The organism is Burkholderia sp. AU4i, from assembly GCF_000466765.1.
Classification (GTDB): Bacteria; Pseudomonadota; Gammaproteobacteria; order Burkholderiales; family Burkholderiaceae; genus Burkholderia; species Burkholderia cepacia.
Genome location: NZ_ASSI01000015.1, coordinates 21,816 through 47,245 on the forward strand (window position 1 = coordinate 21,816; position 25,430 = coordinate 47,245).

At 62.5% G+C, this 25,430-nt stretch carries 25 protein-coding genes and 2 pseudogenes; 18 read left to right on the forward strand and 9 right to left on the reverse strand.

Annotation, left to right across the window (positions count from 1 at the left end):
• Positions 1 to 161 precede the first annotated feature (161 nt).
• From L810_RS02440 to L810_RS02450, 3 genes are all read left to right on the forward strand, one after another.
• On the forward strand, positions 162 to 1,436 hold the full coding sequence (locus tag L810_RS02440) for a NupC/NupG family nucleoside CNT transporter (protein ID WP_042972929.1): 1,275 nt from the start codon (positions 162 to 164) through the stop codon (positions 1,434 to 1,436).
• Positions 1,437 to 1,474: 38 nt separating this feature from the next.
• The gene (deoA, locus tag L810_RS02445) at positions 1,475 to 2,791 is read left to right on the forward strand and encodes a thymidine phosphorylase (RefSeq protein ID WP_042972931.1); all 1,317 of its coding nucleotides are present in this window, start codon (positions 1,475 to 1,477) and stop codon (positions 2,789 to 2,791) included.
• Positions 2,792 to 2,901: 110 nt separating this feature from the next.
• A complete protein-coding gene (locus tag L810_RS02450) occupies positions 2,902 to 3,291 on the forward strand; it encodes a cytidine deaminase (protein WP_042972890.1) in 390 nt (129 codons plus the stop codon).
• Between the two features lie 32 nt (positions 3,292 to 3,323).
• On the opposite strand, the gene L810_RS02455 is transcribed toward L810_RS02450, so the two are convergent.
• Positions 3,324 to 4,439 carry an aromatic ring-hydroxylating oxygenase subunit alpha gene (locus L810_RS02455; RefSeq protein ID WP_042972892.1) on the reverse strand — a complete coding sequence of 372 codons (1,116 nt, stop codon included), beginning with the start codon at positions 4,437 to 4,439 and terminating at the stop codon, positions 3,324 to 3,326.
• On the opposite strand from L810_RS02455, the gene L810_RS46825 reads away from it, so the two are divergent.
• Entirely contained in the window at positions 4,438 to 4,692 is a 255-nt protein-coding gene (locus L810_RS46825) for a hypothetical protein (protein WP_155631966.1), read from the forward strand. The two genes, L810_RS02455 and L810_RS46825, sit on opposite strands and share 2 nt — an antisense overlap.
• A 27-nt stretch (positions 4,693 to 4,719) precedes the next feature.
• Here L810_RS46825 and msrA read toward each other — a convergent pair whose 3' ends face one another.
• The 3 genes from msrA to msrB form a co-directional block, all read right to left on the reverse strand.
• Complete coding sequence (gene msrA, locus L810_RS02460) at positions 4,720 to 5,415, reverse strand: peptide-methionine (S)-S-oxide reductase MsrA (protein ID WP_051392132.1); 696 nt, start codon at positions 5,413 to 5,415, stop codon at positions 4,720 to 4,722.
• Between the two features lie 121 nt (positions 5,416 to 5,536).
• Positions 5,537 to 7,432 (reverse strand): cytochrome c biogenesis protein DipZ, encoded by a 1,896-nt coding sequence (locus tag L810_RS02465; protein WP_021156788.1) that lies wholly within the window; start codon positions 7,430 to 7,432, stop codon positions 5,537 to 5,539.
• 35 nt (positions 7,433 to 7,467) lie between these two features.
• Complete coding sequence (gene msrB, locus L810_RS02470; RefSeq protein WP_021156789.1) at positions 7,468 to 7,998, reverse strand: peptide-methionine (R)-S-oxide reductase MsrB; 531 nt, start codon at positions 7,996 to 7,998, stop codon at positions 7,468 to 7,470.
• A gap of 300 nt (positions 7,999 to 8,298) precedes the next feature.
• Here msrB and L810_RS02475 point away from each other — a divergent pair, with 300 nt between their 5' ends.
• The 7 genes from L810_RS02475 to L810_RS02500 all read left to right on the forward strand — a co-directional run bounded on the left by L810_RS02475 (position 8,299) and on the right by L810_RS02500 (position 14,367).
• Positions 8,299 to 9,666: a tyrosine-type recombinase/integrase gene (locus tag L810_RS02475; protein ID WP_021156790.1), complete on the forward strand. Its 1,368-nt coding sequence runs from the start codon at positions 8,299 to 8,301 to the stop codon at positions 9,664 to 9,666.
• 262 nt (positions 9,667 to 9,928) lie between these two features.
• Positions 9,929 to 10,207, forward strand: coding sequence for an HU family DNA-binding protein (locus tag L810_RS02480; RefSeq protein ID WP_021156791.1), 279 nt, complete (start codon positions 9,929 to 9,931; stop codon positions 10,205 to 10,207).
• A gap of 856 nt (positions 10,208 to 11,063) precedes the next feature.
• Entirely contained in the window at positions 11,064 to 11,258 is a 195-nt protein-coding gene (locus tag L810_RS44550) for a type II toxin-antitoxin system HicA family toxin (RefSeq protein ID WP_081712785.1), read from the forward strand.
• 66 nt (positions 11,259 to 11,324) lie between these two features.
• Positions 11,325 to 11,738, forward strand: coding sequence for a type II toxin-antitoxin system HicB family antitoxin (locus tag L810_RS02485; RefSeq protein ID WP_012367238.1), 414 nt, complete (start codon positions 11,325 to 11,327; stop codon positions 11,736 to 11,738).
• 441 nt (positions 11,739 to 12,179) lie between these two features.
• Entirely contained in the window at positions 12,180 to 13,307 is a 1,128-nt protein-coding gene (locus tag L810_RS02490; protein WP_042972935.1) for an ABC-three component system protein, read from the forward strand.
• Positions 13,304 to 13,819 carry an ABC-three component system middle component 2 gene (locus tag L810_RS02495; RefSeq protein WP_042972897.1) on the forward strand — a complete coding sequence of 172 codons (516 nt, stop codon included), beginning with the start codon at positions 13,304 to 13,306 and terminating at the stop codon, positions 13,817 to 13,819. The genes L810_RS02490 and L810_RS02495 overlap by 4 nt, the downstream gene beginning before the upstream one ends.
• A gap of 2 nt (positions 13,820 to 13,821) precedes the next feature.
• Positions 13,822 to 14,367 carry a hypothetical protein gene (locus L810_RS02500; protein ID WP_042972899.1) on the forward strand — a complete coding sequence of 182 codons (546 nt, stop codon included), beginning with the start codon at positions 13,822 to 13,824 and terminating at the stop codon, positions 14,365 to 14,367.
• Here the strand turns inward: L810_RS02500 and L810_RS44555 are convergent.
• Positions 14,297 to 14,794 carry a DUF4147 domain-containing protein gene (locus L810_RS44555; protein ID WP_021156793.1) on the reverse strand — a complete coding sequence of 166 codons (498 nt, stop codon included), beginning with the start codon at positions 14,792 to 14,794 and terminating at the stop codon, positions 14,297 to 14,299. The genes L810_RS02500 and L810_RS44555 overlap by 71 nt on opposite strands.
• Before the next feature lie 329 nt (positions 14,795 to 15,123).
• A complete protein-coding gene (locus L810_RS02510) occupies positions 15,124 to 16,527 on the reverse strand; it encodes an aminotransferase-like domain-containing protein (RefSeq protein WP_042972937.1) in 1,404 nt (467 codons plus the stop codon).
• Positions 16,528 to 16,688: 161 nt separating this feature from the next.
• Here L810_RS02510 and L810_RS44560 point away from each other — a divergent pair, with 161 nt between their 5' ends.
• The 7 genes and pseudogenes from L810_RS44560 to L810_RS44565 all read left to right on the forward strand — a co-directional run bounded on the left by L810_RS44560 (position 16,689) and on the right by L810_RS44565 (position 23,394).
• Positions 16,689 to 17,462, forward strand: coding sequence for an aldolase (locus tag L810_RS44560; RefSeq protein WP_021156795.1), 774 nt, complete (start codon positions 16,689 to 16,691; stop codon positions 17,460 to 17,462).
• Positions 17,463 to 17,559: 97 nt separating this feature from the next.
• Complete coding sequence (locus L810_RS02520; protein WP_021156796.1) at positions 17,560 to 18,696, forward strand: branched-chain amino acid ABC transporter substrate-binding protein; 1,137 nt, start codon at positions 17,560 to 17,562, stop codon at positions 18,694 to 18,696.
• Between the two features lie 74 nt (positions 18,697 to 18,770).
• On the forward strand, positions 18,771 to 19,721 hold the full coding sequence (locus L810_RS02525) for a branched-chain amino acid ABC transporter permease (RefSeq protein WP_021156797.1): 951 nt from the start codon (positions 18,771 to 18,773) through the stop codon (positions 19,719 to 19,721).
• 18 nt (positions 19,722 to 19,739) lie between these two features.
• Positions 19,740 to 20,168 (forward strand): annotated as a pseudogene (locus L810_RS02530) (ABC transporter permease subunit); the annotation flags it as partial.
• Positions 20,169 to 20,382: 214 nt separating this feature from the next.
• On the forward strand, positions 20,383 to 22,011 hold the full coding sequence (locus L810_RS02535; RefSeq protein ID WP_042972942.1) for a Mu transposase C-terminal domain-containing protein: 1,629 nt from the start codon (positions 20,383 to 20,385) through the stop codon (positions 22,009 to 22,011).
• An 8-nt stretch (positions 22,012 to 22,019) separates the two neighbouring features.
• Positions 22,020 to 22,889, forward strand: coding sequence for a TniB family NTP-binding protein (locus tag L810_RS02540; RefSeq protein ID WP_011880224.1), 870 nt, complete (start codon positions 22,020 to 22,022; stop codon positions 22,887 to 22,889).
• Positions 22,867 to 23,394 carry a TniQ family protein gene (locus L810_RS44565; RefSeq protein ID WP_081712786.1) on the forward strand — a complete coding sequence of 176 codons (528 nt, stop codon included), beginning with the start codon at positions 22,867 to 22,869 and terminating at the stop codon, positions 23,392 to 23,394. Before L810_RS02540 ends, L810_RS44565 begins: the two co-directional genes overlap by 23 nt.
• A gap of 64 nt (positions 23,395 to 23,458) precedes the next feature.
• Here the strand turns inward: L810_RS44565 and petA are convergent.
• The 3 genes and pseudogenes from petA to L810_RS02555 form a co-directional block, all read right to left on the reverse strand.
• Positions 23,459 to 23,872: pseudogene (gene petA / locus L810_RS02545) on the reverse strand (ubiquinol-cytochrome c reductase iron-sulfur subunit); the annotation flags it as partial.
• Between the two features lie 97 nt (positions 23,873 to 23,969).
• Entirely contained in the window at positions 23,970 to 24,404 is a 435-nt protein-coding gene (locus L810_RS02550; protein ID WP_021156804.1) for a hypothetical protein, read from the reverse strand.
• A gap of 51 nt (positions 24,405 to 24,455) precedes the next feature.
• A complete protein-coding gene (locus tag L810_RS02555; RefSeq protein ID WP_051392134.1) occupies positions 24,456 to 25,424 on the reverse strand; it encodes a S1C family serine protease in 969 nt (322 codons plus the stop codon).
• Positions 25,425 to 25,430: the final 6 nt, after the last annotated feature.

The window sequence follows — 25,430 nt, forward strand, 5'->3', positions numbered from 1 at the left end:
ACTGAGCAAGTCGACGAAGCACGCGACGTTGCTCGAACGCGGCCATTTTGTTTGCGTTGTCGGCGTGCATGCCGGCGAGTAATATCCACCGACGGCGTTTCGCAGGTATGCCGGGCCTGCCCGCCGAACAGTCCAACAACATTGAGAGCAAGGAGTACGAGGTGGATATTCTGCGCAGTCTCCTGGGTATGCTGTTCCTGCTGCTGGTGGCCTATCTGCTGTCGAACAACCGGCGCGCGGTGAGCGGCCGGACCATGATCGCCGCGCTGTGCACGCAACTGGCGATCGGCGCGCTGGTGCTGTTCGTGCCGTCCGGCCGCACGGCGCTGGCGGCGGCCGCGAACGGCGTCAATCGCGTGCTCGACATGGGCAATCACGGCATCGCGTTCGTGTTCGGCGGGCTCGTCGACAGCAAGATGTTCCAGCTGTTCGGCGACGGCGGGTTCGTGTTCGGCCTGCGCGTGCTGCCGATGATCATCTTCGTGACCGCACTGATCGCGGTGCTGTACTACATCGGCGTGATGAAATGGATCGTCGCGATCCTCGGCGCCGCACTGGCGAAAGTGCTCGGCGTGAGCCGCATCGAGGCGTGCTCGGCCGTCGCGACGATCTTTCTCGGGCAGAGCGAGATGCCCGCGCTCGTGAAGCCGTTCGTGCGGAACATGACGAGCGCCGAGATCTTCACGGTGATGGCGAGCGGCATGGCGTCGGTCGCCGGCTCGGTGCTGGTCGGCTATGCGGGCCTCGGCGTGAAGATGGAATACCTGCTCGCCGCGTCGTTCATGGCGGTGCCCGGCGGCCTGCTGTTCGGCAAGCTGCTGTTTCCGACGGTCGAGCCGAGCCGCGTCGTGGTCGACGGGCTCGATTTCGACGACAAGCGCGCCGCCAACGTGATCGAGGCGGCGGCGTCGGGCGCGTCGGTCGGGCTGCGGATCGCGATCAACGTCGGTGCGATGCTGATCGCGTTCGTCGGGCTCATCGCGCTGATGAACCTCATCGTCAGCGGCGTGGCGGCGTTCGCGGGCTTTCCGCAGATCACGCTCGTGGGTATCATCGGCCACCTGTTCGCGCCGCTCGCGTGGATCATCGGCGTGCCGTGGCACGACGCGGCGCTGGCCGGCAACTTCATCGGCGAGAAGCTGATCTTCAACGAGTTCGTCGCGTATGGCGACCTGTCGCCGTACCTGAAGAGCGGCGAGCACGTCGCGGCGGCCGGCCTGCAGGTGCTCGACCCGAAGACGCTCGCGATCGTGTCGTTCGCGCTGTGCGGCTTCGCGAACTTCTCGTCGATCGCGATCCTCGCGGGCGGCTTCAGCGCGGTCGCGCCCGAGCGCCGCTCGGAAGTCGCGCGGCACGGCCTGCGCGCGCTGACGGCCGCGACGCTGTCGAACCTGATGAGCGCGGCGATTGCGGGCCTGTTCTTTTCGCTTCATTGAACTTGCGCCTGAACCTGAACGATCGAGGAGAGGCAACGATGTTTTTACCGCAGGAATTCATTCGCCGGAAGCGCGACGGGCAGCCGCTCGACCGTGACGCGATTGCCGCATTCGTGCGCGGCGTGACCGACGGCAGCGTGACCGAGGGCCAGGTGGCCGCGTTCGCGATGGCCGTGTTTTTCAACGACCTGAGCACCGACGAGCGCGTCGCGCTGACGCTCGCGCAGCGCGACTCGGGCGACGTGCTCGACTGGCGCGCGCTCGATCTCGGCGGGCCGGTGATCGACAAGCATTCGACCGGCGGCGTCGGCGATGTCGTGTCGCTGATGCTCGGGCCGATGGTCGCCGCGTGCGGCGGCTACGTGCCGATGATCTCGGGGCGCGGGCTCGGCCATACCGGCGGCACGCTCGACAAGCTGAGCGCGATTCCGGGCTACGACGTGACGCCCGATACGGACGTGTTTCGTCGCACGGTGCGCGAGGTCGGCGTCGCGATCATCGGGCAGACGGCGCGGCTCGCGCCGGCCGACAAGCGCATCTATGCGATTCGCGACGTGACGGCGACCGTCGAGTCGATCGCGATGATCACCGCGTCGATCCTGTCGAAGAAACTCGCGGCCGGGCTCGACGGGCTCGTGATGGACGTCAAGGTCGGCTCCGGCGCGTTCATGCCGACGGCGGAGAAATCGGCGGAACTGGCGCGCAGCATCGTCGACGTCGGCAACGGCGCCGGCATGAAGACGACCGCGATCCTCACCGACATGAACCAGTCGCTCGCGCCGTGCGCGGGCAATGCGCTCGAAGTGGCGTGCGCGATCGATTACCTGACGGGCAAGTCGCGCCCGGCGCGCCTGCATGACGTCACGATGGCGCTGTCGGCGGAGTTGCTCGTCACTGGCGGGTTGGCGCGCGACGTCGAGGCGGCGCGCGTGAAGTTGCAGCACGCGCTCGATTCGGGGGCGGCGGCGGAACGCTTCGCGAAGATGGTCACGGCGCTCGGCGGCCCCGCGGACCTGATCGACGCACCTGCGCGTCATCTCGCGCGGGCGGAGGTGATCGTACCGGTTCCGTCGCGCGTGAGCGGCGTCGTGCAGCGGGTCGATTGCCGCGCGCTCGGGCTCGCGGTCGTCGCGCTCGGCGGCGGCCGCACGCGCGCGGCGGACGCGATCGACTACCGTGTCGGCCTGACGGCGCTCGCGGAGATCGGGCAGCATGTCGAAGCCGGCCAGCCGCTCGGCCATGTGCATGCCCGCGACGCAGCCACCGCGGCGCACGCGGTGGAGGCGATCCAGCGCAGCTACGTGCTGGGCGACACGGGCGACGCGCCGCCGACCCTCTATCAGCGGATCGGCTGACCGGTCGCACGGTGCGGATACCGGCGATCGCTGCACGCCACGGGCGTATCGTGGCGGCCGGGTTGCGGCCGCGCCGATGCGCCCCGGCACACAATCGGAGGCACGACGAGATGGAACGACACGAACTGATCGAAGCGGCCAAGGCGGCGCGCGAACGCGCGTATGCGCCGTATTCCCGCTTCAAGGTCGGCGCCGCGCTGCTGGCGCGCGACGGGACGGTTTTTCACGGCTGCAATGTCGAGAACGCGTCTTACGGACTCTGCAACTGCGCGGAACGCACGGCGATGTTTGCGGCCATCGCCGCCGGTTATCGTCCGGGGGATTTCACGCGGCTCGCGGTCGTGGGCGACACGGACGGCCCGATCGCGCCGTGCGGCGCCTGCCGCCAGGTGATCGTCGAGATCGGCACGCCGGACATCGAAGTGATCCTGGCCAACCTGCACGGGGCCGTCAGCGTCACGACGGCCGACGCATTGCTGCCCGGCGCGTTCCGCTTGTAACGAACGGCGCGCGCGACGGCGCGCCGCTCACGTCACGCGCCGTCGCGCGCTTCGCGGATCGGGATCACCGTGCGCGCGCCGCACTGGCGCAGCAGGTCGCGCAGCTCGTTGATCACCGGAAACACCTCGTGGTTCCAGTCGGCGCCCTGCCGGTCATGCGCTTCCTGCTCGCGCTCGACGATCCAGCGATCCTCGCGGAAGATGCGCTCGGTGAACCAGACGAGCAGCGGCCACGCGAGATCGAGCGCGAACGGTATGCCGGGCTTGTGGATCGACAGCAGTCCGAACGTGCGGTTGGTGCGCTGCTCCGCGTCGAGCGGGACGTAGACGATCCACAGGTCCATCACGAGCGTGCCTTCGCTCGAGCGGATCTGCAGTGTCTGGTACGGATAACCGGTGCGCACCGTCATCACGCTCTTGTTCGCCTGCTCGCCCGGCTTCTTGCTCGCGCCGAACACGAGCGCCTCGCCGACCGGCTGCTTGCCTTCCATCCGCGCGAACGTGTAGTCCACCTCGACCCAGTCGTCGCCGCGGCGCCGGCCGACCGAGCGCGCACGCATCTGCCCCATCTGCTTGCGATGCAGGAACTGATGGTTCATGTCCATCAGGTTCTCGTGCATGAACGAGTAGTGGCACTTGACCTCGCGGCCGAAGCGACGCGTCTTGAACGCGCGGTCGTCCGCCGATTCGAGCGCGGGGAACGGCCGCGAGTCGGCGAGCGTCGCGTCGCCCGGGAACACGAAGATCAGCCCGTGCGCTTCGCGGCACGGATACGCGCGCACGCCGTTGGGCAGGCGCTCGCGGCCGAGGTACGGCACGTCGACGCAGCGGCCGCTGTCGCACGCGTAGGTCCAGCCGTGATAGCAGCAGCGCAGCGTCTCGCCGCTCACGACGCCCGCGTGCAGCGGCACCTGGCGGTGCGCGCAACGATCCTCGAGCGCGTACACGGCGCCGGATTCGGTGCGCACGAGCACGATCGGTTCGCCGGCGAAGCGCACGCCGAGCGTCTTGCCGCGTTTCAGCTCGCGCGACCACGCGAGCGGGTACCAGTGATCGGGATGAATCGGCACGCGGCGCAAGTCGCGCACGGCCGCGCCGGAAGAGGGTTCTCCAAGGGTGCCGCTGTCAGGGAAGGGCACTGCTCGCATGCGTGACGCCTCCGGGCTGGACTGGAATTCCGGGCGCCGCAAGATGCGGCGGGGATCTGGAGAAGTCTACGCGAAGTTGCCGGTCGCGGCGGACGCGATGCGGGTTTGCCCCGGCACGGCGGCCGCCGTTTCGTTGATGCAGCGCAAACCGGATCGCGGGCGGCTCGCGCCGGCCCGTGCATGGCCGCACGGGCTTCAGCTGCGCGGCAGGCGTTACCCGGTCAACCGGTCACCCCGTCATGCGGCGGCGTGACCACGTGACCGCGTGACCGAGCGGCGGTCACGAGCGTGCATCGCGCCACAGCACCGCGTCGGTGCGGTACAGCGCCGGGAAGTACTGCTTCAGCCCGGCGATCTTCGGCATGTCGTTGTACGCGATGTACGGCGCGTCGGGGTGCAGCTCGAGGTAGTTCTGGTGATAGGCCTCGGCCGGGTAGAACCCCTTGTAGTCCTCGACACGCGTGACGACCGGCGCGGGAAACACGTGCGCGGTGCCGAGCTGCGCGATGTACGCGCTCGCGACCGCGCGTTGCTGCGCGGTGGTCGGGAAGATCGCCGACCGGTATTGCGACCCTTCGTCGGGGCCCTGCCGGTTGAGCTCGGTCGGATCGTGCGCGACCGAGAAGAACACCTGCAGAAGCCGGCCGTACGTGATCTGGGTCGGGTCGTAGACGATGCGAACCGATTCCGCATGCCCGGTCAGCCCCGAGCCGACGAGCGCATAGTGCGCGGTTTCGGACGCACCGCCCGCATAGCCGGCCGTGACCTGCTTCACGCCCTTCACGTGCTCGAATACGCCTTGCACGCCCCAGAAGCAGCCGCCGGCCAGCACGGCCGTCTCGTCGTGCGATGCGCCGGGCGTTTCGTCGAGCGTGGGCGCGGGGACGGTGCGCATCGGCTCGGCGGAGTTGACGATGCGCTGGTAGCCGAACACGGCGAGCGCCGCGACGGCGATGGCGCCGATGCGGCGCAGCATCGCCGTGCGCCGTTGCGGCGCGGAACCGCGGGGGGAGATGGTGTTCACGGTGTGCTCCTTCGGAAGGCGGAATGGAAAGCTTGGCCCGGACGCGGCGCCGGTGCGCCGCCCCCGGCCGGGATCAGCCGAACGTGAACGCATAGGCATTCACGCCGGGATCGAGAAACTCGATCGAGAACGTGCGATCGGCGATCGCGCCGGGTTGCCGGACCAGCTGGTACAGGCGTTGCCCGGTCACGGTGCCGTAGCCTTGCGCATCGACGTCGCTGCCGTGCGCGGCGCCGGGGGCCGCGCCGTCGAGCGTCACGCGAAAGCGCACCGGCTTGCCGTCCTCGCCGGGGCCGAGCACCAGGTGCAAGTCGCGCGCATGGAAGCGGTAGACGATGCGGCCGGCGGGTGCCGCGAGCGTCGCGCGTTCGGCGCCGACCCGCCACATGCCGGCGAGGCCCCAGTCGTTCAGATCGGGACGGGCCGGCTCGGCATAGTGATACGCCGCATCCCGCACCACGCCGCCGGGCGACACGAAATCCTCGGCGCGTGCGTAGCCGACGTAGGTCTCGGGCGAGCGGACGTCCGCGCTGTCGGCCGCCGCGAGCGCACCCTTCGCGGGCGCGCCGGCGAGCCCGAGCGGCACGTTCAGCGCTTCCGGATGGCCTGCCTCGGCGAGCAGCGACTGGATCGCGCGCTCCGACTCCGCGTACTCGCCTTCGCCGAAGTGGTGCCGGCGCACGCGGCCCTGCGCGTCGACGAAGTAGTGCGCGGGCCAGTATTCGTTGTTGAATGCGCGCCAGATCGCGAAGCGGTTGTCGATCGCGACCGGGAAGTCGATGCCGAGGTCGTGCACGGCCTTCTTCACGTTGCCGATGTCGCGTTCGAACGCGAATTCGGGTGCGTGCACACCGATCACGACGAGCCCGTACGGCGCGTACTTGCGCGCCCACGCGGTCGTGTACGGCAGCGTGCGCAGGCAGTTGATGCACGAATAGGTCCAGAAATCGACCAGCACCACCTTGCCGCGCAGGCCGGACGCCGTCAGCGGCGGCGAGTTCAGCCACTGCACCGCGCCGTCGAGCGACGGCAGTGTGCCTTCGACGGGCAGCGCGGCCGGCGCATGCGTCGCGTCCACCACGCGCATCATCGCGCCGCCGGCCTGAGCGGCATCGGCTGTCGCGGCCATCATCGCGCCGCCAGCACCGTTCGCGACACCGTTGGCCGAGCCGTCCGCCGCGTGTTCTGCCGCGTTTTCCGCCGAACCGCCGGCCGGTGCCATTGCCGCCGGCGTGCCGTTGGCACGCCCGCCGAGCCGGTCGACGAGCTTCGTTTCGAGCCCACCCGTCGTGACGGTCGACAGTTGTGCGAGCGCGCCCGTATCGAGGCCGAGCGCGATCGCGCCGACGCCGGCCAGCAGCGCCGCGCCGATTCCGCGCTTGATCCATTCGCCGGCGCCGAGCGAGCGCTTCATCGCGGCGAACACCTTGCCGCCGATCACCAGCGCGACGCCGAGCGACGTCGCCGCGCCGGCCGCATACGCGACCAGCAGCAGCGTCGTGCCGACGCTGGCGCCGCGCAGCGCGGCGCCGGTCAGCACGAGCCCGAGGATCGGGCCCGCGCACGGCGCCCACAGCAGGCCGGTCGCGACGCCGAGCAGCAGCGACGACGCGGGGCCGGCCGGGCGGCCGTCGCGTTGCGCGAAGCCGGTGAGGCGGTTGCCGGCGGCGACGAGCGGTCGCGTCAGGTGCTCCGCGAGACGCGGCATCAGCAGCGTCAGGCCGAACACCGCGAGCAGCACGATGGCGACCCAGCGGCCGGCCTGGTTGGCTTGCGCGACCCAGCCGCCGCCGACGGCCGCGAGCGTCGCGACGACGGCGAACGTGAGGGCCATGCCGGCCAGCAGCGGCAGGCCGGTGCGCACGAACGGCTGGTCGGCGCGCGCGAACACGAACGGCAGCACGGGCAGGATGCACGGGCTCAGGATCGTGAGCACGCCGCCGAGATAGGCAAGGACGATGAGCAGCATGGTGCGTTCTCCAGTCGATCGGGCGTGGGGCCGGATCAGGCGGTGGCGGGGTGGAAGGCGAGGGCGAGGCCGTTCATGCAGTAGCGCAGGCCGGTCGGCGGCGGGCCGTCGTCGAACACGTGGCCGAGATGGCCGCCGCAGCGGCGGCAGTGCACTTCGGTGCGGATCATCCCGAACGACGCGTCGGTGTGGGTGGCGACCGCGTGGTCGAGCGGCTTCCAGAAGCTCGGCCAGCCTGTATGGCTGTCGAACTTGGCGGCCGACGAGAACAGCGCGAGGTCGCAGCCGGCGCACGCGAACGTGCCGTGCCGGTGCTCGTCGTTCAGCGGGCTGGTGTACGGGCGCTCGGTGCCGGCTTCGCGCAGGACCGTGTACTGGGCGGGCGTGAGCCGGCGATGCCATTCGGCGTCGCTGAGGGTGACTTCGAAAGGCGCGGCCGTCTGCGGGGTGGCCGGCGGCGCGGCGAACGCGCGGCCGACCAGCGCGCGGCGGCCGACGGACGACAGGGTCGCGAGCGCGGCGAGGCCGGTGGCGCCGGCGAACAGCAGATGTCTGCGGGTGGGCATGATGGGCTCCTGGCAGCAGGTCCTGAAAACATGCGCCCATCGTAGTCAGCGGTCGGTGTCGAAGTCCTCACGGAAAGTTAAATGAATCGTGATTATTTTTCGGGTGATCCGGCCAAGTCCGACGAAATCCGTCTGAGCCGCGTCGGATAAGGGTTTGCGGGGAATCGGTGGTCCGCCCAATTCCGCGGAAATCCCGCACGAGCCGCAACTTTTTAGTGTCTTTTTAGTGTTCGTGGCGTGGGGTAGGCTCTGCTGAGGATGCGCGGGCCGATCGGATCACGATATCGATGGAGGGCGATCATGGGGGCATTGACGGTCAGGCAAATCGAAGCTGCGAAGGCGACCGGAAAGCGGTATTTCCTGTCAGATGGGCGTGGACTGTTCCTGCGCGTGGGGCCGGCCGGCGGGAAGACCTGGTTTGTTCGCGTCAGTATCAATGGCAAGCAACGCGATAAGCCGCTCGGCAAGGCGTGGGCACGCTCGACGACAGACGCGCAGTTATCGCTAGAGGATGCGCGCGCAGCGGCTGCGACGATTCGTTCACACGCGCGCGACGGCGTGGACTACCTCGAAGCGAAGAAGCGTGAACGCCAGGCCAAGGTTGAACAAGCGGTGACGGCGGACCTCACATTCGGCGACTTATTCGATGCGTGGTTCGCGACGGTCAACAAGAAGCGCGGCAAGAAAGGTCGAAAGGATGGCGGTAAGTCGCTTCGAGCTGCGATGGAAAAGCATGTGCTGCCGACTCTTCGTGCTCACCGGATCGCAGGCGTGTTTGCGTCGAACGTTCTGCCGCTGCTTACCGCGATTTCCGATGTGGGATACAACCGCCAAGCGGTCGAGATGCTGATAACCATCCAACAAATGATTCGATGGGGCGAGCGTAATCAGCCGTGGAAGCGCTTGTTGATCGATTGCGATGTGCTTGCGCTTGCAAAAGAGGATGTTGTTTCAGGCGATTACGATCCGGTGCGTGGCAACGAACGCGATCGGACGCTTACGGACGACGAAATCTGCATGCTCGGTGAACTGATTCCGGCCGCTCGGCTTCCATGCTCCATTGCATCAGCGGTATGGGTGATGCTCGCTTGCGGAACGCGCGTCGGCGAAACAGTCCTGACGCGATGGACCGATCTTGACTTCAAGACACGGACGTGGACCATCCCAAAGGAACACACGAAGTCGAACACTGCGATCACGATTCACCTGTCCGATTTCGTCCTCGCGCAGTTTGCGACGCAGCAGGTCGTGCGCGCCGGCGTGCCGGAGGGCGACGCACGGCGCGATTATGTGTTCCCGTCGGAAAAGGGCAAGCTGCCGCACGTCAGCATCCATACGACCTGCGGTGCTATCCGTAATCGGCAACGCCCAAAGGATGCGCCGACCGAGGGGCGCACGAGGGCAACCGATGCGCTCACTGTCCCGGGTGGTCAATGGAAATGTCATGACTTGCGTCGGACGTGCGCAACGATGATGCAATCGCTGGGCATTCCGGAAAGCATCGTGCATCGATGTCTGAACCACGCACGAAACGATCCGCTTGATCGGATCTATCTGCAGTTCGATTATGACGCGCAGATGCGTGACGTATGGCGGCGATGGGGTGACCGCCTTTCGGTATTGCTTGGCACGGATACGGAAAACGTACGTTTTCTGTTCGCGTCGTAATTAGAGCGGGCCTACCTCCGGAGAGAGAAGGGGGAAAGATGTAACCCTGATAATACGACTTATCAGGGTTACGATGTGCGGAATCAAGAGATCACGTCAGAATCTGACGACCGATTCTGATGCCCCCTGTGCGCAAGTGGGAGCGCCGCGCTCGTCCCGGTGATGGCGGAGGCGCATCAGCGTTTCGATTGCGGCAGTGCGTTGCCCCGGCGTCGATTGGTGCGGTAGGGTAGACGGCGCCTTCTTCGAACGAGGTTGACTCATGAATAAGCAGGAACTCATTGATGCTGTCGCAGCCGACACTGGCCTGAGCAAGAGTACAGCCGGCGAGGCGATCCAGGCCGTACTGGACGTGATCACACGTGTTGTCAGCGACGGCGGCAGCGTGCAACTCGTCGGATTCGGCTCGTTCTCGCAAGGGCAACGTGCAGCACGGACCGGTAGAAATCCGACGACGGGTGCTGAGATAGCGATCGCCGCAGCGACGACAGTGAAGTTCAGTGCCGGGAAGGCTTTCAAAGACGCCGTGAACGCGTCTTGAGTGCTGGCTCCGAAGTCTGCAAGCCTATCGCTTGGAGCATGCAGACGTCTGCACGATTGCGGTCGACCGGCGATCAGATGTTGACGTCGCGCTGGATCACCGAGTTGTCGATGACGGGGGCGCGTGCACGACGTTGAGATGCGGGCGAAATTGATCGCTCAGCTTGTTGTTGATACGTATCAACAGCAAACTCGGCTTATCGAATTGTTGGGCCGAGAGGGGACGACAGGGTATTTCGCGTCGTTGATATCGCGTTAGTCAGCCACCGTGAGTGAAGGGGAACATAGTAAGGGCTATGTTACCCTTCATTTCTGGACAGGCGCTGCGCGTGACGGTCGCCGGCGCTCACACAACTAATTTTGTTACTACCGGGCATCGGTAGGGCGCGGAGCCGCCGTGGGCAGTCTTTCGGCTGGAGATGCGTGGCAAAACACTGTTGGAGTGGGGGAGTGGTTCTCCCGTGACGGAACAGGAACCGCTACTCGCCCCGTTAGATCCGCGAACTGAATGAGCAACGACGTGGCCCCGACGCAACTGCGAACGGGTCAGCGGCCGCTTGTCGCGGTCAACGCAACGCTGGGGATTTCCAGCTAGGGCCGCACTTCCTTCGCCCCGAAGGCAGGCGGGGGCTCCCTGCGGGGAGATGATGGCCCGTATAGCGCCGCTCCATGAGCTGGAAAGGCTTCTTCCGCGCCAACGTCGCACCGCCCGACTGATCTGACTCGGCTGGTGCTGTTACACACCGAATACACAAATTTACCTTGCATTTCTCCGTGGTGTGTATAGACTACACATTGGATGAGGCGAAAAGGGGTGTGTATGGCGACAGCTTTGGCGAAGGAAATGGTGCGGCGTTATGGATTCGAGAACAGTGATACGGCGGCTTGAGCAGGACGGGTGGGTGCAGAAGCGGGTGAAGGGTAGTCACCATCACTTCAGGCATCCGAGCAAGCCAGGCACGGTAACGGTGCCGCATCCACAGAAAGACCTCACGATTGCGACGCTGAAAAGCATCGAGAGGCAATCTGGTTTAACACTCACCGGGCAGTAAGGCCGGTGGCTATAACGGACCCCGCGGGCCGCAACCGGTCAGCGGGTTCCAAACAAGGAGTTGGATGTGAGATTTTTCGTCGCTGTCGACAAGCAAGAGGGCACCGATTATGGCGTTGTCGTACCGGATTTTCCGGGCTGCAACTCATGGGGCACGACGCTCGAACAAGCGCTCGAAAACACGCAAGAGGCTATCGAGGGATGGGTTGAAACTTCCGTCGAGGCGGGGGACGAAGTTCGCTTCGAGCCCACGTCGTTTGAGGAACTTCGCGACAACCCGGACTATGCCGGCTCATTTTGGGCTGTCGTAGACATTGATCCTTCGAAATTTGATATGAAGCCAGAGCGTGTGAATATCAGTTTGCCGCGCTTCGTGCTTACACAGATTGACGCCTTCGCGGAGGCCCACAAGGAAACGCGTAGCGGTTTTCTCGTTCGTGCAGCACTAGAAGCCATTCGGCACGAGCAAACAGCCGTCTGATTAAAAAAGCCCCGCCGGGGCGGGGCACGGAGGATCCGTGCCTGCCTACTTGGGTTCAGCCTGATCCGGCCGCCCCAACGAATCCCGGACACCCGCTTAGGCTCAAGAGCCGCGCAGCGGGTTTTGCCGTTTCTGATGTTTTGTGACGAAATTTTTGCTGTCCCAGTCGTGTGCGGAGTTTCGACCTTCAGTCTATGTGACGACTCCGTTAACAGCGACCACAGATACTGCTAATGGGTAGATAATGCAGCGGCGAGGGAATTGGCAAGCGTCAGCCGATTCGCGACATCTGCGGCGAGTTGTGCAAGCGAATCGAACCATCCGTATGCATTGGTACTTCGGTAGCACCTGAGGGGACTTTAAACAACCGGTGCGTCGTCGTGCAATCGGTCAGCGCATGGCTTCGTTACAATCACAAAAAGACCTTTATTCGGGGTGAGTGTGGTAAAGACCACCAAAGCGAGTGGGAACCTCGCGCTATCCGCATTGCCGCCGCCAACACCTTGGCCCGGTGCCAATGCTCGACTGCTGGGAGTGGGGGCTGGCCTTCCCGTCGCCCCACTGGACCGTCTAGCCCAATTCAGCGCCGACGACTTCGAGCGGTTCACGCTCGAGTGGGCGAGCGATTTCCTCGCAAAGCAAATCAATGCGGTAGAAGTGCAAGTCAGGGGAGGCTCTGGAGATAAAGGTCGAGACGTTGTCGTTTGGCTCGACGCATCGAACGTAACCCCGCGGCGCTGGCAGCTCTACCAATGCAAGCACTATGACACCAACCTCGGTTTGTCCAAAGCGGGCATCGAGATAGCGAAGGTGCTTTACTACACGCACATTGGCGACTACACGGCACCCGAAAGCTATTCTTTCGTGACGCACAAGGGCGTTACCTCCCCGTTCCAAGACTTGCTCGACGCGCCGGCCAAGCTTCAGAATAAGATGGTCGACTCTTGGGATGACTTCTCAAAGTCCATAACTTCAAAGCAGACCATCGCGCTCACGCCTGAACTCAAGAAGCACATCCTAGGCTTCGATTTCAGCATCTTTTCCGCGAAGCAGCCTCACGACCTAATCGCCGAGCACGCTCAAACCAAATATCACCTGACGGTGTTCGGTGCACCGTTGCTGAAAAGGCCACCGCCTCCCCCGCCGCCATCGACCGTTGCAGCAAACGAAACGAAATATATCGGGCAGCTGTATCGCGTCATCGGCGATGACATCGGCACGACAATCGGCTGCGCCGAAGACTTCAAGCACAGTCCGTATCACGCCCGTATGTTCGAGCGTTCGCGGTTGACCTTCTACAGCGCGGAAGGTCTGAAAGAGGTAGCGCGAGACCAGATGGCAGACCAGGCATATTTCGAAACTTTGCTGACCGAGTTTTCCGACGGGTTGTACTACCAATACACCGAGCCGAATGGAACTCCGATTGAGCGCCTGAAGGCAACGGTTCTCGCCGCGCAGAACATCCAACTTGGCGCACACCCGCTCGTCGCGCATGTCACTAGCAAAGACCGCGAAGGCATGTGCCATCAGATGGCTAACGAAGAACGCCTCGATTGGTGCAACCCATGAATACCACGGAAAGGCCAAGTCGAACGCCTCAAGTTCGCCCGTTCAATTCAGCCCTAGAGTATGGGTTCCGGACGCTGTTCATCCTGAACTCGGCACCGGGTCGCGCGATGGACCTCGAGCGACTCGTGTCCTACGACTACCTGCTCGTCCACTCGGGTGACGTGGATGCTGGCCCACCTAGCTTGCACCCAGCGATGCCACATCGAGGCACCGAGCTGCTCGTGAAGCGCAATGTCATCCACGCTGGCCTGACCCAGATGCTCGGGAAAGAATTGATTGAACTCGTCTTTGCTCCACAAGGCTTCTTGTACCGAGCTACCGATATGACTGCCGCGTTCATCAAGCTACTGAAATCTGCCTACGCGCAGGAGCTGGTCGCTAGAGCGGAGTGGATAGTCGGCCGGTTTGGCGGCTATACAGACCAGGAGCTCGAGGTTTTCATGGCGCAAAACGTGGGACGATGGGGCTCAGAGTTCGAAAGCCTCACCGCCGTTGATTTACTGGAACTGTGACAATGCTTCAAATCAGAAAGATTCGGCTCCGGGGACCTGGTCAGGCAGATGCCATCGTTCCGTTCTATAGCGGCGCCAACGTCCTCGCTGGCGAGTCCGACACCGGGAAAAGCTTTCTTCTTGAATGCATCAACTTCATCCTTGGAGCGGAGAAGCTCAAGCATGTCGAAGAAGCGGCGGAATACACTCACCTTGCCGTCGAATTCGTGAACTCCAACGATGAAATCCTCACCTTGGAGCGCCCAACAGACGGCGGAAGTCTGATGGTGTATCGAGTACCCATCAACGATATTTCTGGAAAAGGCGAGCTGATTGCCCCGACTAGAAAGGGCAAGAGCAAAGGAGCCGACGTCACGTCGATCTTGCTGCCGTTTGCAGGCATCAAGGAGGCCCGTCTTCGGAAGAACGTCGATGGCGAAACCCAACGCTTTACTATCCGCACGATTGAACCGCTATTCCTTATCGACGAAGTCTCCATCATCGACCAACACTCCCCGGTAACAGGGAAGCCCGGATACGGCGATACACGAACGAGCAGCCCACGCTGAGCGAGCCGGCGATCATATAGCCGACTCCGAGCAGGTTGACGCCAGCCGCGTGCGCATTCCACGGACGCGCGATCAGCAGGGGATGCCCGCCGACGAACACCTCGGTCTTGTTGAAACGGTCCGATTCTTCCCGGATTTTCACGATGGCAATACCGTGCGTCAGGTGATCACCCAACACATGGTCGACTGCCATTGCCATGTGGTTGCAAGCCTTGCCAGCGCCAATCAGATAGACGTTTCGCTTGCGCGAAAGGTCCCACGAGCGCGTTCCGATATGCAATACGCTACCTTCCATGCGCATGATGCTTCGAATGCGCTGGTAGCTGTCGAGCCTGTCGAGTGTCCGGTCCGCGATCTCGAGTACGATCTGCCGTGACGAAACGACGCCATTCGAGAGGAGTACTTCGTAATTTCGTATCTTTTTCATGCTGTAAATTGATCGGAGTTACCGCCGCATCGAAGTCATGGGCGACGTGTTGTCCGTCAATTTATGCAATCGAGCTAAACAGATACATGCACACTGCGGTGGATCGTTAGATAACTGTAGAGGCTTTGTTGCCTGCACAGTTGGATCCGCGCACGGCGTGGACGCCAGCCGTGAAGTTTCAGCAGGCCGTGTCGATTGTTCTGAAAACCGGCCGGATGAACACCCGTAAAAATGCCCGACGCACATGCGCGCGCCGACTCGAGCGGTTCGAGAGATCACCGGTGCGTTGTGCGACACCGATTCCCTGGCGGCTTAGTGACGAGACCGGGTCAGTGTGCAATGGCATGCGCCAGAAACGCATAAAGACGATCGAAGTTGCAGTGCGCAACATTGAATCGCAGCCAACTACTGGTTGGATTGGTGGCGTAGAAAAGATTGCCTGGCGCCAGAAGAATCTTGTGGTCGACAGCACGTACAGCGAGTTCGGCTGAATCGCAATTGATTCCCGCGGGCCGTGCCCATACGAACATTCCGGATCGAGGTTCGCAGAACACTTCAAAACCGATCGATTCAAGCCGGCGACAGGTCCGTTCCTGAGCGGTAGCGAGACGATCACGCAATTGCTCGGCCTGCTTCCTGAAGTGTCCTTCGGACAGCACTGCATGTGCCAGCTGCTCCGTGATCGTCGGTGTCGACATTCCGGACACCAGCTTCTGGTAAAGCAGGCCCTCGAGAAGCGCGGGCTCCGCGGCCACGAATCCCACGCGCAGGCCGGCACCGATGGTCTTTGAAAAGCTGCCGACATAGACCACTCGTTTCAATTGATCCATGGACGCGAGCGCGACTGAATTTCCGGACACCAGACCGGCAGAGACGTCGTCCTCGACGATGATGCAGTCGTAGCGCTCGGCAAGCTTCAGGACCTTGAATGCCGATGCCGAGCTGTAGCTTGCACCGGTCGGATTATGCAACCGCGTATTGGTGAAGAACACTTTGGGGCGATGAGTCTCGAACGCCTGCTCCATCGAAACGACGTCCGGACCGGTGGGTGTCATCGGAATCCCGACTGCCTTGATCCGGCGCAATCGCAATGCAACGAGCAGATCGCTGTAGCAGGGCTCGTCTACCAGCACGGTATCGCCCTCGCGCGTAAGGTGACGAATGGCGAGATCCAGCGCCTGGTTGGCACCCAGCGTAGTGACGATGCCCGTGGAACTTGCCTCGATCTCGTGTTCCGCAAGTTGCCGCACGATTTGCTCACGCAACGGCTCATACCCCTTTGCGTGCCCATACCCCAATAGCGATCGCGGCTGCGCCGCTACCTGTCTTAGCGCCCGCCCAAGGCCGTCCGCGTCGAACCATGCCTCCGGAATCCATCCCGAGCCCGCGTGAATCGTGCCTTCCGTTCCCTCCAGAACGTTACGCAGCGACCATCCATTCGTGAATTCCTCGTTGAGTTTCTCGATGGTCGGAGGTATCTCGCTACGGCTTCGATCCGCGACATAAAAGCCGGATCCACGTCGTGCCATCAAGACGCCTTGCGCCACCAGGCGATCGTATGCTTCGACGACCGTAAATGTCGACACGCCATGTGCCTCGGCGAATACGCGGATGCTCGGAACCTTGGCCCCGGACCGCCAGGTTCTTTCGTTCACCGTTGCCGTCAGCCCGGCCACGATCTGTTGAACCAGGGACGATTCCCCCTGGGGATCGAGCGTCAGTATCGGTTTCATCGCCGCACCTATCACATCAAAAATACCGGCCCATATAACCGTGCAGGCGACGAACCCAATACAGTTAGTCACCCTCGTTTTAAAGTGTACATGTATCCGTGCAGGTTTGATTCACTACATTGAAGGGGAATCGCATACGCATACTTGCACTGGACGACCCCATGGCACACGCCACCGATTTTTTTCCTGGATCGAAGACCGATGAGCTCGCGAATGCTCGCGACGATCTGGCCGCGGCATTTCGCATCGCCGCGCGCCTCGGCTTCCACGAGGGCACATGCAACCATTTCAGTCTCTTGCTCCCGGGCAGTCGGGAAACGTATCTGATCAATCCGTTCGGACTCAGCTTCGAAGAGATCCGACCGGCTGATTTGCTGCTCGTCGATTCCGCCGGCTCGGTAATCGACGGAGTCGGACGAGTCGAGAAAACCGCGCTCAACATCCATTCCCGAGTTCATCGCGCCTCGCCTGATGCCGCATGCGTACTTCATACGCACATGCCTTATGCCACGGCACTGACGACGCTCGACGGCTTTTGCCTCGAAATGTGCCATCAGAACAGCCTTCGCTTTTTCGATCGCATTGCATACGACCGTGATCAGTCGGAATACGGAGGACTTGCACTCAGCGAACAGGAAGGAGACCGGATTGCCGCCGCGTTGTCTTCCAAGCGTGTCCTGATGCTCGAGCACCACGGCGTGATAGTCACGGGCCCTTCGATTGCCGCGGCACTTGACGATCTCTACTACCTCGAACGAGCCGCCCAGGTCCAAATCCTCGCGATGTCGAGCGGGCGTCCGCTTAAGCGCGTGAGCGATGAACTGGCTCGTCGGACTTCTCGTGAATTCGCCCGTGATCGAGATGAATATGCACGACTTCATTTTCGCTCGCTCAAGCGGCTTCTGGAATCTGCAGAACCGCACTGGCGGGACTGACTATCCCACGTCAAGCGAAATCGGCCATCTCGTGCCCGCGCTCCTGACGCTGCAACCATGTCGACTACCCAATTTGCCCACGCCACGGAGGTTTCACATGAAGTACTGTCACAAACTCACCATCGCCACCCTGTTGCTCGGGGGAATCAGCCCCGCATTGATTTCTGCCGCGCATGCGGATCAGACTGTCAGGATCGGTGTCGCGGGCCCGTTGACGGGCGGCCAATCGAATTTCGGCAAGGACGATGAGCGAGGCGTGCGGCTGGCGATTGAAGAGCTGAATCGGACGCCGATCGTCGTCGACGGTCAATCCATCAAGTTCGAAATGCTGTCCGAGGACGATGCTGCAGATCCCAAAACGGGCGTCTCTGTCGCTCAGAAGCTCGTCGATTCGGGTGTGAAGGCGGTCATCGGCCACTACAACTCCGGCGTGACCATTCCCGCGTCCCGCATCTACAACAACGCGCGTGTTCCGATGATTACCGGCGCCGCTTCAAATCCGGCGATCACGCAGCAGAGCTTCCCGTATGTCTTCCGGCTTGCGGCCAATGACAACGTGATGGGCGCACGCATGGCCGAATATGCGGCAAAGGTATTGCATGCAAAACGCGTGGCGGTGATCGACGATCGCACGGCATACGGATCAGGCGTAGCTGACGTGTTTGCCGCGACGGAGAAGAAGAACGGTATCGACGTCGTCGCCAGGGAATATTCCAACGACAAGGCAACGGACTTCAACGCGATTCTGACGCACATCAAGGCTCAGCGCCCGGACGCGATCTTCTACGGCGGGTACTACGCGCAGGCAGCCGCCATCGGGCGACAGTCCAAGCAGTTGGGTCTTGCGGTTCCGGTGCTAGGCGGGGACGGGATCTGCTCGGTCGATATGCCGAAGCTGGCTGCCGGAACGCTGAATGGGCGGGGGTATTGCGCCGAAGGCGGCGCACCGCTCGCGACGTTGCCCGGTGGTCCGGAATTCGCGGCGCGGTATGAAAAGCAATTCGGTGTGAAGAACGATGTTTACTCGCCGGCATTCTATTCGGCCACGATGGTGGTCGCGCAGGCGATGAAGGCGGCGAATTCGACGGACCCCGAAAAGTTCGTTCCGATGCTCAAGCAAATCCAGTTCTCGACGCTGGTCGGAAAGGTCGCGTTCGACAAGAACGGTGAATGGATTGATGCGCCGGTGACCGTGTACAAAGTGTCGGGCGATAACCTCAGTCCGACGCAGTGATACTTCGAGCGAGAACGACGAGTAATCGGCGTTCTCGCATGCCGATCCAATAGTAATCAACTCTTGGGAGTGACATGGACATTTTTGTCCAACAAATTCTGAACGGGCTGGTGCTCGGCAGTGTCTACGCCATCATCGCGTTGGGCTACACGATGGTGTACGGCATTCTCGGCATCATCAACTTCGCGCACGGCGACGTGCTGATGATCGGCGCGATGGTCGCGCTGTCGGCCATCACCGTGCTGCAGAACCATTTTCCCGGACTCGGCAACGTCGCGACGCTGACGATCGGCCTGGGCATCGCCGCGGTCGTCTGCGCGTTCGTCGGCTTCACGATCGAGCGCGTCGCGTACCGGCCGCTGCGCCGCGCGCCGCGCCTCGCGCCGCTGATCACCGCGATCGGCGTGTCGATCCTGCTGCAGACGGCGGCGATGATCATCTGGTCGCGCAACCCGCTGCCGTTCCCGCAATTGCTGCCGACCGATCCGATCAACGTGATCAAGGCCACCGACACGACGCCGGGCGCCGTGATCTCCGTGACTGAAATCGTGATCATCGCGGTCGCGTTCATCGTGATGGGCGGCCTGCTGCTGCTCGTGCACAAGACCAAGCTCGGCCGCGCGATGCGCGCGATCGCCGAAAGCCCGAATACGGCTAGCCTGATGGGCGTGAACCCGAACTTCGTGATCTCCGCGACGTTCATGATCGGCTCCGCGCTCGCCGCGCTGGCCGGCGTGATGATCGCCTCCGAATACGGCAACGTGCACTTCTACATGGGCTTCATCCCCGGCATGAAGGCGTTCACCGCCGCGGTGCTCGGCGGGATCGGCAACCTCGGCGGCGCGATGGTCGGCGGCGTGCTGCTCGGCCTGATCGAGCAGCTCGGGGCCGGCTACATCGGCAACCTCACGGGCGGCGTATTCGGCAGCAACTACCAGGACGTGTTCGCCTTCGTCGTGCTGATCATCGTGCTGGTGTTCCGTCCGTCGGGCCTGCTGGGCGAACGGGTCGCGGATCGCGCGTAACGGAAGGGAGCAAACAACATGACATCCATTCAACCGATCGAATCCTCGACGTCGCTCGTCGAAGAGCGCAACACCGCCAAGACCATCGTCATCGGCCTGCTGACCGCCGTCCTCGTGATCGCGGCGCCGATCGTGATCGGCTCGGCCGGCGGCAACTACTGGGTCCGCGTGCTCGACTTCGCGATGCTGTACGTGATGCTCGCGCTGGGCCTGAACGTGGTGGTCGGCTTCGCCGGCCTGCTCGACCTCGGCTACATCGCGTTCTACGCGGTGGGCGCATACACGGCGGCATTGCTGAGCTCGCCGCACCTGACCTCGCAGTTCGAGTGGATCGCGGCGCTCGCGCCGAACGGCCTGCACGTGCCGTTCCTGATCATCGTGCCGATCGCGATGGCGCTGGCGGCGACCTTCGGGATCCTGCTCGGCGCGCCGACGCTGCTGTTGAAGCCCTTAAAAACTGCTAATCGTGTCCATAGATTACGCTAATGTAAGACACGGCCACGGCCCCGCGAGATAAGGCATTGCTGCCGTCTCGCGCGTCTTTTCATGCGTTGCGTTTTGGCAACGCGCGCACGATCCGATGTCCGTTTATTTTGCTAACGCGTTCTACCTGTCCTTTAATTCCGCTAACGCGTCTGACGAGGCTCGATTAGGAGCGGCAATGACGGTTTCCGAGGAAGCAGTTAGCAGAGCGGAAAAAGTAGCAGATGTCCTCCGGCCATTGGGGCGAGGACCGCTTTCGAAGAAGCGCGCGGTTTTGGCTGCCAATCTGCTCGGCGTCCACTGGACTACTGTTTATCGTCTGCGGCGGAAATTTCTGGCAAACCCGGTAGCGAGCGCGGTCATCCCGAAACGACGAGGCCCATCTGAGAGCAGCCATCGATTGGGAGGGGCCGTTGATGCAGTGATTGACGAAGTAGTGCACGTCTGGCTGCCCACTCAACGACATTTGGCGCATCCTGCAACCGATCTCGTACTGGAGGTTCGACGCAGATGTGAGCTTGCCGGACTGCAACCACCAGGCCGAACCACCATAGGCCGGCGGTGGGCTCAGCATCGCGAGGCGGACGCCCTGCAGCGCGCGGCCCTTCCCAGCGCGCTGGCAGCGCCAGGTTCACTTGTCGCAAAGTATCCTCTGGAAATCGTTCAGGTCGACCATACCCAGGCGGACGTCGTTTTGGTTAGCGAACACGACAGACAGGTGATTGGCCGCCCGTGGCTGACTATCGCTCTGGACGTTGCAACCAGGTGCGTGTTGAGTTTTTACGTTGGCATGGAGCGTCCGGGAGCGGCTACCGTTGGTTTGCTGCTGACCAGGGCGGCACTGCCCAAAGGCCCCTGGCTCGCGAAGATCGAGGCGGACGCAGAGTGGCCAATGCGTGGGATTCCGAGCGTTCTACATCTGGACAACGCTGCCGAGTTCAAGAGCAGGGCGCTTCGCCGTGGATGTCGGGAATACGGTATCCAACTGATGTATCGTCCAGTCGGGCGGCCTCATTTTGGCGGCCATATTGAACGCCTGAACCGCACCCTGATGGAGCGTGTCCGGGGCTTACCGGGGGCGACTGGATCGTCTCCCAAAGGACGGAAGGCGCGAGAGTCTGAAAAGACGGCCTCGTTGACGCTTCGAGAATTCGAGCAATGGCTCGCGATCGAGATCGCCAGACGCTACCACCACGTTCCGCATCGCGGGCTGCTTGGAGCGACGCCAGCTGACACGTGGCGGATGCTTGCCCTTAGCCTTGATTCGCGGCAGCTTCCCGCTTCCAGCGACGCTGAGCTCAGGTTCCTGATTCGGTTTTTGCCTGTAGTGCAGAGGAAAATCCAGGCTGACGGACTGACGCTCTTCCATGTTCGTTATTGGCATCCGATTTTCGTCGCCTGGCGCCAGACGCGGCGGGCGGTCACCGTTCGGTATCATCCGGAGGACCTCTCGCGGGTTTTTGTGACAGCAGGGAGCGGCAACTACCTCGAAGTCCGTTACGCAGACATGCGGCGGCCGGCAATTTCTCTTTTTGAACACCGGGCAGCGTTGCATTCCATTAGGTTGGAAGGACAACAAACTGTTTCTGAGTCGCTGATCTTCAGGACAATAGAAGAGCAACGGCATGTAATTTCCAGAGCCAAACAGACAACGGCCCGTGCACGTCGACGGTCACGCAAAAAGATCGTCCCATTGGAAGAGTTGCGCGACAGGATTGTCCCGTACAGGCATGACTTGAAGGAGCAGGAGGCTGAGGCGGTCGACTACGCGACGCCAGTTCAGGCCTTCGATGTGGAGCAATGGTGAGGTGAAACATGAAGGGTGGGGCACTTGCGCATCTGCTACCGGCTGCCAGACAGCAAGCCGAGTTAGGGAACGACGAACGAATCCTCGGACTTCTTCGAGACCGCTGGATCGACTATCCCCGCGCGACGCAAGCCCTGCAGCAACTTGAGCGCCTCTTTGAGACGCCCCGCCGAGAACGTATGCCGTGCCTGCTGTTGCACGGTGATTCAAATATTGGCAAGACGAAAATAACGGCCAAATTTCGCCGCGCACATCCAAGCGAGTTTGACGAGAAAAGCGGGGTCGAACGTTGTCCGGTCGTCGCGATGCAGATGCCACCGACCCCTGATCAGCATCGATTCTATTCAGGCTTACTGGTCGAGCTAGGTGCTCCGCACAATGCCGCTTCCGGCTTGGCAGCCCTTGAACGTTTAGCACGCGAGATTCTCAGGCGGATGTCACCGCGCATGCTGGTCGTTGATGAGGTGCATCACCTACTTGCGGGCTCTTATCGCGAGCAGCGCGCGTCGCTGAACCTGCTGAAATTTCTGGCTAACGACCTTCAGATCAGCATGGTTCTGGTCGGCACCCGCGACGCGGTGCTGGCGCTTCAAACCGATACCCAGATGATTAGTCGGTATGTGCCGTTCGAAATACCACGGTGGCGGGAGAGCGATGGTCTACGGCGGCTTCTCGCGGCCTTCGAACGCGTGCTGCCACTGCGCAAGCCATCGGATCTCGCACGACGCGAGATCGTTCAGTTTGTTCTGAGCGCGAGCGGCGGACTTACCGGTGAGATATCCACGTTGCTGAACAATGCCGCCGAGCTATCAATTCGCAGCGGCGACGAATTTATCGGCATTACGCATCTCGAGCATGTCTGCCGAGTCGAGCAGTAACGTCGTTCCATGGCCGATTGCCCCCAGGCCCTTCTACGAGGAGGCCTTTGGTGGCTGGTTAGGCCGTGTCGCGACGCGATATCAGGTGAGCGTTGCGATGCTGTGGCAGATGAGCTCGAGCGAGCCGCTGCCCTCGCTTGGGACTGCTGGATGGATTCTTTTTCCTCCGATTTCTCAGCCAGCGCTTCAACGATTCTCAACGCTCGCACGCCTTGATGAAGACAGATTGAGGCACATCCAGACGCCATCGGACTGGCTCTTCAACTGGCGCTGCGTGCCGTACTGCTTCAGATGCCTCGTGCTGAACGACGCGGACGTTTCAGTGCCTCGCTGGAAACGTGAGTGGCTCGATCCGACAGCCGAATTCTGTAGCGTGCATCACACGGTTTTGGAAACAGTCCCCGCCTCTGTATTTCGGCTGTCGGGTCACTTTGCTGCCGCGCTGCGCGCGATCAGCCGTTATCGCGAGAAACGAGTGTTCAAGGACCGCAGATGGCTGCGTTAGCAGAATTAACGGACACGATTAGCGTTGCCGCGGACGCCATTAGCACAAACTTCGAACTTCAACAACAACCGAGGTGCGTACAGACGCCAACCACGACCAGAATGTTCCGATGTTCGGCTCGCGAGCGAAAGGTGTTTTGGCAATAGAGCGGCAATGGCATTGAGAAGGCGTGGCGCGAGTCAGGATCAGCGACGAGCGGAGTCGCCTTGATGACGCTTTCAAGCATGGCCGGCGAGCGGTCGACGATGAACACCGGCTTCCCGCGCCATGCAACGGTCAACATTGCGCCTTCGGTCAAGCGACCGATGTCGACCTTGACCGGTGCGCCAGCGGCCAGCGCATTGGCGGGTGGTGTCAGGGAATCAACGAAAGGGATGGCGGCCGCGATGCCGCCGATGCCGCTCGCGACGGATGTCGCGATCAGCCAACGGCGACGCTTGATGTCGGGCCCCACCGGCTCGGTCGGATTCTCGTCCATGTCGACTCCTTCGATGCAGCCGTCTTTCGTGCTTTCCGGGTCGCTGCCATGCCCGACACCCTGGTCGAGCGGATGGGGCCGGCTCCCGGAGGTCGAGCTACATTGTCCAGACGAACACCGAGTGGGCATGCGACGACTCGCGTACGTCGACGCTTCGCCGCATGGCCTGCCCGTTATAGGTGGCCGACACGGTATAGCGCCCGTCGGGCATCGAGACGAGCAGGAATGGCCCGGTGGTTCGCGTCGAGAGCACGGTCTTGCCATGTGCATCGACGATCTTGACCGGGACATCGGCCAAATAGTCGTTCCCGCTGCTCGTATGCCCCGCAAACACGAGCACGAGCGGATACTTGCCCATCTGCTGTTTGATTGCGGCCGATTGATCACTACCGATGCCGCCGGATAGATAGGTCACGTTGCCAGCGTGTTCGGGCTGCGGCAGTGATGCCTGCTCGGCGGAAAACGCGTCATGGGCGAACACGGCAATCGTCACGGCGACGACGCCGAGCGCTGTTCTGGACGAGTACTTCATGACTGACTCCTTGAATGTGCGCCATACCGAGCTGCTGGCAGCGAAACGTGCTCAACCTGTGTCCGTGGCGGGGTCGTTCGGCCGCATCGGCCGGAACGCCTTGGCAAGCGGAGCCGTCACCTTCTTCGCCGAGACTCCGAGTTGTCCATGCACGGCCTTGCCATGCAACTTCAACTGGCGTTCGACCTTCATGGCCTTGTCGATCGGTATCGCAAAGGCGAGACCCTGATACACGTTGCCGTCGTCCGGAGGTGGCATTTCGATACCGACGACTTCACCCTTGAGGTTCAGGAGCGGACTACCGCCGTCCCCGGAGTGTTCCGTAAGATCGGTCTGGATCAACGGAACGTACGATTGATCGGGAAGCAGACGGGAGAGGTTGCTGACGACACCTTTGACGATCGAGGTTCCCAGCCCGTAGGGCGAACCGATCGAGGCGACCCATTCGCCGGCCTTGAGCATCGCAGGTGATCCGATCCGGGCGACAGGCAGACCCGTCGCATGAATATGAAGCAGCGCGACACCGCTCGCCGGATCGCTGCCGATCAACCGTGCGTGGTACGTTTGCCCGTCGGCGAGGGTAACGGCGATCCTCGATGCGCCCGCAACGTCGCCGGCATCGGTGAGGATGTCGCCGTCCGGCGAGATGATGAAGCCGCTGGCGTGCCGCCGTGCCAGGGCACCGCGATCGGCGCCGGGTGGGGGTGAAAATTCCTCGAAGAAGCCGAGGAACGGCGCGTTCGCGCTGCCTGCCGGGGGCCACAGTTGCCGCACACTCGGTATTGTGTCGATCCTGGACACCTTGACGGTCACGACGGCGGGGCCGTCGATTCGCGCCATGTACTCGAAGTCGGACACGATTCCCGGGTAGGCCGTGAAACCCCGGCTTGCGGACAGAACAGCCTGCGGAGCGCGTGGCGCCGTTGCAGGCGACAGCGATTCCTTCCCCATGCAACTCGCGGACACGGCTGCAATGGCCAGACTGGTAAGCGCGATACGCTTGAACCCGATGCTTGCCATGACTAC

Excerpts from the sequence above, each read along its gene's own strand:
- L810_RS02520 (WP_021156796.1), top strand. The coding sequence starts at position 17,560 with ATGAAGTACTGTCACAAACTCACCATCGCCACCCTGTTGCTCGGGGGA.
- L810_RS44560 (WP_021156795.1), top strand. The coding sequence starts at position 16,689 with ATGGCACACGCCACCGATTTTTTTCCTGGATCGAAGACCGATGAGCTC.
- L810_RS02555 (WP_051392134.1), bottom strand. The coding sequence starts at position 25,424 with ATGGCAAGCATCGGGTTCAAGCGTATCGCGCTTACCAGTCTGGCCATT.
- L810_RS46825 (WP_155631966.1), top strand. The coding sequence starts at position 4,438 with ATGCGTGACGCCTCCGGGCTGGACTGGAATTCCGGGCGCCGCAAGATG.
- L810_RS02525 (WP_021156797.1), top strand. The coding sequence starts at position 18,771 with ATGGACATTTTTGTCCAACAAATTCTGAACGGGCTGGTGCTCGGCAGT.
- L810_RS02455 (WP_042972892.1), bottom strand. The coding sequence starts at position 4,439 with ATGCGAGCAGTGCCCTTCCCTGACAGCGGCACCCTTGGAGAACCCTCT.
- msrA (WP_051392132.1), bottom strand. The coding sequence starts at position 5,415 with ATGCTGCGCCGCATCGGCGCCATCGCCGTCGCGGCGCTCGCCGTGTTC.
- L810_RS02510 (WP_042972937.1), bottom strand. The coding sequence starts at position 16,527 with ATGAAACCGATACTGACGCTCGATCCCCAGGGGGAATCGTCCCTGGTT.
- L810_RS02495 (WP_042972897.1), top strand. The coding sequence starts at position 13,304 with ATGAATACCACGGAAAGGCCAAGTCGAACGCCTCAAGTTCGCCCGTTC.
- msrB (WP_021156789.1), bottom strand. The coding sequence starts at position 7,998 with ATGCCCACCCGCAGACATCTGCTGTTCGCCGGCGCCACCGGCCTCGCC.
- L810_RS44565 (WP_081712786.1), top strand. The coding sequence starts at position 22,867 with ATGTCTGCCGAGTCGAGCAGTAACGTCGTTCCATGGCCGATTGCCCCC.
- L810_RS02450 (WP_042972890.1), top strand. The coding sequence starts at position 2,902 with ATGGAACGACACGAACTGATCGAAGCGGCCAAGGCGGCGCGCGAACGC.
- L810_RS02550 (WP_021156804.1), bottom strand. The coding sequence starts at position 24,404 with ATGAAGTACTCGTCCAGAACAGCGCTCGGCGTCGTCGCCGTGACGATT.
- L810_RS02475 (WP_021156790.1), top strand. The coding sequence starts at position 8,299 with ATGGGGGCATTGACGGTCAGGCAAATCGAAGCTGCGAAGGCGACCGGA.
- L810_RS44550 (WP_081712785.1), top strand. The coding sequence starts at position 11,064 with ATGGATTCGAGAACAGTGATACGGCGGCTTGAGCAGGACGGGTGGGTG.
- L810_RS02465 (WP_021156788.1), bottom strand. The coding sequence starts at position 7,432 with ATGCTGCTCATCGTCCTTGCCTATCTCGGCGGCGTGCTCACGATCCTG.
- deoA (WP_042972931.1), top strand. The coding sequence starts at position 1,475 with ATGTTTTTACCGCAGGAATTCATTCGCCGGAAGCGCGACGGGCAGCCG.
- L810_RS02480 (WP_021156791.1), top strand. The coding sequence starts at position 9,929 with ATGAATAAGCAGGAACTCATTGATGCTGTCGCAGCCGACACTGGCCTG.
- L810_RS02500 (WP_042972899.1), top strand. The coding sequence starts at position 13,822 with ATGCTTCAAATCAGAAAGATTCGGCTCCGGGGACCTGGTCAGGCAGAT.
- L810_RS02540 (WP_011880224.1), top strand. The coding sequence starts at position 22,020 with ATGAAGGGTGGGGCACTTGCGCATCTGCTACCGGCTGCCAGACAGCAA.
- L810_RS44555 (WP_021156793.1), bottom strand. The coding sequence starts at position 14,794 with ATGAAAAAGATACGAAATTACGAAGTACTCCTCTCGAATGGCGTCGTT.
- L810_RS02535 (WP_042972942.1), top strand. The coding sequence starts at position 20,383 with ATGACGGTTTCCGAGGAAGCAGTTAGCAGAGCGGAAAAAGTAGCAGAT.